This is a genomic window from Flectobacillus sp. (assembly GCF_049240685.1).
Taxonomy (GTDB): domain Bacteria; phylum Bacteroidota; class Bacteroidia; order Cytophagales; family Spirosomataceae; genus Flectobacillus.
Map to the genome: position 1 here is coordinate 1 of NZ_JBMLSD010000106.1, position 4274 is coordinate 4274.

4 protein-coding genes are annotated in these 4274 nt (G+C 34.7%); 3 read left to right on the forward strand and 1 reads right to left on the reverse strand.

Annotated elements, in window-relative coordinates:
• The first annotated feature begins 92 nt into the window (after positions 1-92).
• The 3 genes from ACOVQ4_RS04785 to serS are packed head-to-tail and all read left to right on the forward strand — an operon-like array spanning position 93 to position 3282.
• Positions 93-998, forward strand: a complete 906-nt coding sequence (locus ACOVQ4_RS04785) for an AAA family ATPase (protein ID WP_421819514.1) — start codon at positions 93-95, stop codon at positions 996-998.
• Positions 999-1044: 46 nt separating this feature from the next.
• Positions 1045-2001: a DUF4435 domain-containing protein gene (locus tag ACOVQ4_RS04790; protein ID WP_421819515.1), complete on the forward strand. Its 957-nt coding sequence runs from the start codon at positions 1045-1047 to the stop codon at positions 1999-2001.
• Between the two features lie 9 nt (positions 2002-2010).
• Positions 2011-3282, forward strand: a complete 1272-nt coding sequence (gene serS, locus ACOVQ4_RS04795; RefSeq protein ID WP_421819516.1) for a serine--tRNA ligase — start codon at positions 2011-2013, stop codon at positions 3280-3282.
• 187 nt (positions 3283-3469) lie between these two features.
• Here serS and hpt read toward each other — a convergent pair whose 3' ends face one another.
• Positions 3470-4012 (reverse strand): hypoxanthine phosphoribosyltransferase, encoded by a 543-nt coding sequence (gene hpt / locus ACOVQ4_RS04800; protein WP_421819517.1) that lies wholly within the window; start codon positions 4010-4012, stop codon positions 3470-3472.
• Positions 4013-4274 lie beyond the last annotated feature (262 nt).

Here is a 4274-nt window from a genome sequence, read left to right on the forward strand (position 1 = left end):
AATACTAATAGCCGTGTCGTCAGAAGCTTACGCACGGCTATTTTTTTTATCTTTGCAAGAATTAAAGATTTTTACGCTAAAAAATACCCCACATGAATGAACCAATAAAGTATATCAAGAAAGTGGAAATAAAAAACCTCTGGGGGAGGTATGACCTTGAGTGGAATTTAGACCCTTCAGTGAATGTTTTGTCTGGTATAAATGGTAGTGGGAAAAGTACTATTTTGAATGCAATATTTTGGGGGATTTGCTTAAAGGATGCAATTCTTGAGAATATTGGCACTAAAGTAAAGGGGGTTACGGTAATCTTTAATAATACCGAAAAGCTTTCCAAACAATCTCTAATTGAAGAAAGAAATGTAGAGCTGAGAGATTTCGACTTAGCATTATTGAAGAATATTAAAATAGATTTTCTAAATACGTTTGATTCAGAAATAAGTGTTTATGCTGCTCCAAATGAAAAAGTAAAAACTGTATTAGATAAAGAGATTTTTGAACTTCAAAGGCAATATCTTGATTATCAGTTAACTATTGGCAAGCGAGTGTTTGAGTTATTAGCAAAAAAAGAATCTTCAGAGAACATAATAAAAATTCAGAGTACTCATGAGAGATTTTTGGATATCATAGATTTACTTTTTGAATTTTCAGGAAAATATATAGATAGGAATAGCAATGAACTCATTTTTCTCAGTGGTAAAGATAGACTTACTCCATATCAATTATCATCAGGAGAAAAACAAATCATAGTAATTCTATTGACGGTTCTAGTACAAGATAACAAGCCCGCTATCTTATTTATGGATGAACCAGAAATTTCTTTACACATTGATTGGCAAAGAAAATTGATTCAATACATTAAAGAGCTAAACCCTAATGTACAAATCATTTTAGCAACACACTCTCCTGGTATTATATTGGAAGGATGGGCGGATAAAGTATTTGAAGTGAGCGATTTAATTACCCTTGATAGACAAGCTATACCAGAAGATGCCAAGTAGTTTATCAGATAATCTTAGTTCTGACTACATTAAAAGTTATGGAATAATGGCTTCAAAGAAAGCTGTAAAACCTATTTTGGTGTATGTGGAAAGTTATGATGATGTTGCATTTTGGCATACGATTCTTTCAAGGCATAATTCTAGCCCCTATAGATTTGAAATATATCCTGCATCACAAGACTCTTTAAGCAAAGGCAAAAATGAGGCACTAAAAAGAAGCGAGGAGCTATTAAGTATGTCACTTGGAAATTTTTTGATTATTTGTGTAGATAGCGATTATGACTATATTTTGCAAGATCATACTCCGCAATCAACCAAAATCAACCAAAGTGATTATATTTTACAGACTTATTCTTATGCGATTGAAAATTTACGTTGTTTCTCAGAGTCTTTAGATGAGGTTTGTGTTAGGTCTTGCAATAGAGTAAACAATAAGCTGGATTTTAGTCAACTATTAGAAAATTACTCTGAAATTATTTATGAGGCGTTTACGTGGTCTGTATGTTTAGTAAAGAATATACCCCACTTTAATATTAAACCCTTTATTCAAGCGATAAGTTTTTCGGGTCAAAATGGAATACAAATTGACCTAAATAATATACAGAGTAGATTAGTAACAATAGAAAAACAGGTTAAAAATCTAATCAATGATTGGCAAAAGGAATATCCTGACTTAAAAGAGGAAGTAATAGAATCGCAAGCAACTTTAAAAGAGTTAGGGATTGAAGCTAAGAATACTTATTTATTTGTTAGAGGGCACACTTTGCAAGACGATTTTCTGATATATTTTTTAAAGAGTGTTTGCAATACTTTGAAGAAAGAAGAAATAGATAGAATTAATCAGATAGCAGGAAAAAATGTTGGAGATAGTATCAAGCAATATGAAAATAGTACAAAAGATGTAAAATATGTCTTATCGTTAAATACATCTTTTGAATCTTGCTTTTTATACCAAAAAATTAAACACGATATAGAGCGATTGATGGCAAAGCTCGATAGATAAATAGAATCCATGTTACAAATTCAACAAATCAAGGAAAACAAAGAAGCCACTATTGCTGGCTTGAAAAAAAAGCATTTTAAAAATGCTGAAGAAGCCGTTGAACAAATCATCGCGTTGGATGATAAGCGTCGCGAAACCCAAAATGAGCTAGACTCCACTCTTGCTAAGTCAAATGCTTTGGCCAAAGAGATTGGCGGTTTGATGAAAGCTGGAAAAAAAGAGGAAGCTGAAGCTGCTAAAGCTGAAACTTCTACTTTGAAAGCTCGCTCTAAAGAGTTGGATGAGACGTTAAAATCTATCGAATCTGAGCTTTATGAGGTACAGGTAACTTTGCCAAATTTACCACATAGCAGTGTTCCAGAGGGTAAAACTCCAGAAGAAAATGAGGTAATTCTAGAAAATGGCACTATCCCAACGCTTGCCGAAGATGCTTTAGCGCACTGGGACTTGATTAAGAAATACGATATTATTGATTTCGAATTAGGAAATAAAATCACAGGGGCTGGTTTTCCAGTGTACAAAGGAAAAGGCGCTCGTATCCAACGTGCATTGATTAACTTTTTCTTGGACGAAGCTATTGCTGCGGGTTACGCCGAAGTACAACCTCCTATCTTGATTAATAAAGATTCTGGCTTTGGTACGGGTCAATTACCTGATAAGGATGGACAAATGTATCATGCAACTGTAGATGATTTGTATTTGATTCCAACGGCTGAGGTACCTATTACCAACTTGTATCGTGATGTGATTTTACAAGAGTCAGAATTGCCTGTTAAAAATGCTGGTTATACACCATGTTTCCGTCGTGAGGCGGGTTCTTGGGGTGCTCATGTGCGTGGACTAAACCGTTTGCATCAATTCGATAAAGTAGAAATCGTACGTATCGAAAAGCCTGAAAATTCTTATGCGGCTTTGGAAGAAATGTCATTGCACGTACAAGGTTTGTTGCAAAAGTTAGAATTGCCGTATCGCGTGCTTCGTCTTTGTGGTGGCGATATGAGTTTTACTTCTGCATTGACTTACGATATGGAAGTATTTTCTGGGGCACAAAAACGTTGGTTAGAAGTAAGCTCAGTATCAAACTTCGAAACTTACCAAGCCAACCGTTTGAAACTTCGTATGAAAACAGAAGGAAAGTCTCAGTTGCTACATACGCTTAATGGTTCGGCATTAGCTTTACCTCGTATTTTGGCCGCTATTCTTGAAAATAACCAAACACCAGAAGGTATCCGTATTCCAAAAGCATTGGTACCATACTGTGGATTTGATATGATTGCGTAGGTAATGGTGAATTGTGGATGAGTGAATTGTGAATGAGTGAATTGTGAATTAGTAGCTTCCTAAAATTTGTGCTTTAGTAGTAGCGACACAAATCGTAAGTCTTACTAAGAAAAATTCAAACAAATTGTTCACAACTCACTCATTCACAGTTTACTAAATATCTGTGGGGAATTGCCTGATAAGCTTATTAGGCTTCATGTAAAACGTACAAATCTGGCAAATTTCGCCCTAAGCCATCGTAGTCTAGCCCGTACCCTAACACAAAACGGTTTTCAAGTTCAAAGCCTAAATAGGCTATGTCAATTGGGGTTTTGAGTGCTTCTGGTTTTTGAAATAACGAAGCAACTTTTAGAGATTTTGGGTTTTTACCTAATAATTGTTCCTGAATTTTGGCCATTGTAAGGCCCGTATCAATAATATCTTCAAGGATAATGACATCTCGGTCGGTGATATCCTCTTTCAAGCCTAATACTTCTGTTATTTTTCCTGTCGAAGTGGTCGAATGATAAGATGAAACACGCAAGAAAGTGATTTCACAATCAATAGATACAGACTTCATGAGTTCGGCAGCAAATAAAAAAGAGCCATTCAAAATCGCTAAGAAAATCGGGCATTTCCCATCATAATCTTTGCTGATTTCTTGCGCCATTTGGCGTATTTTTTCCTCAATGATTTCTTGCTTAATAAAAATTTCGAACTGCTTGTCGTGAAGTTGGATGATTGGTTTCATCAGATTGGTCTCGTTATAATAGAATAAATCAAAAAGTGAAATTACTGTCTATCAGGCAATATTCAAGATTTTATAGAAATTTTTTAATTAGTTTTTAATATTTCAAATAAGATTTACGTTTAGTACTTGAGTAGCTTGCAAGGCTCCCCCGACGGTTCTTTACTTTAGGAAGGTTAATTCGAATATTCACCGACTAATTGTGGATAACAGGACGATATATCTTCAAAAGTGTGATAATTTTGAATCCAAAAAATAAACAAAC

Excerpts from the sequence above, each read along its gene's own strand:
- ACOVQ4_RS04785 (WP_421819514.1), top strand. The coding sequence starts at position 93 with ATGAATGAACCAATAAAGTATATCAAGAAAGTGGAAATAAAAAACCTC.
- ACOVQ4_RS04790 (WP_421819515.1), top strand. The coding sequence starts at position 1,045 with ATGGCTTCAAAGAAAGCTGTAAAACCTATTTTGGTGTATGTGGAAAGT.
- serS (WP_421819516.1), top strand. The coding sequence starts at position 2,011 with ATGTTACAAATTCAACAAATCAAGGAAAACAAAGAAGCCACTATTGCT.
- hpt (WP_421819517.1), bottom strand. The coding sequence starts at position 4,012 with ATGAAACCAATCATCCAACTTCACGACAAGCAGTTCGAAATTTTTATT.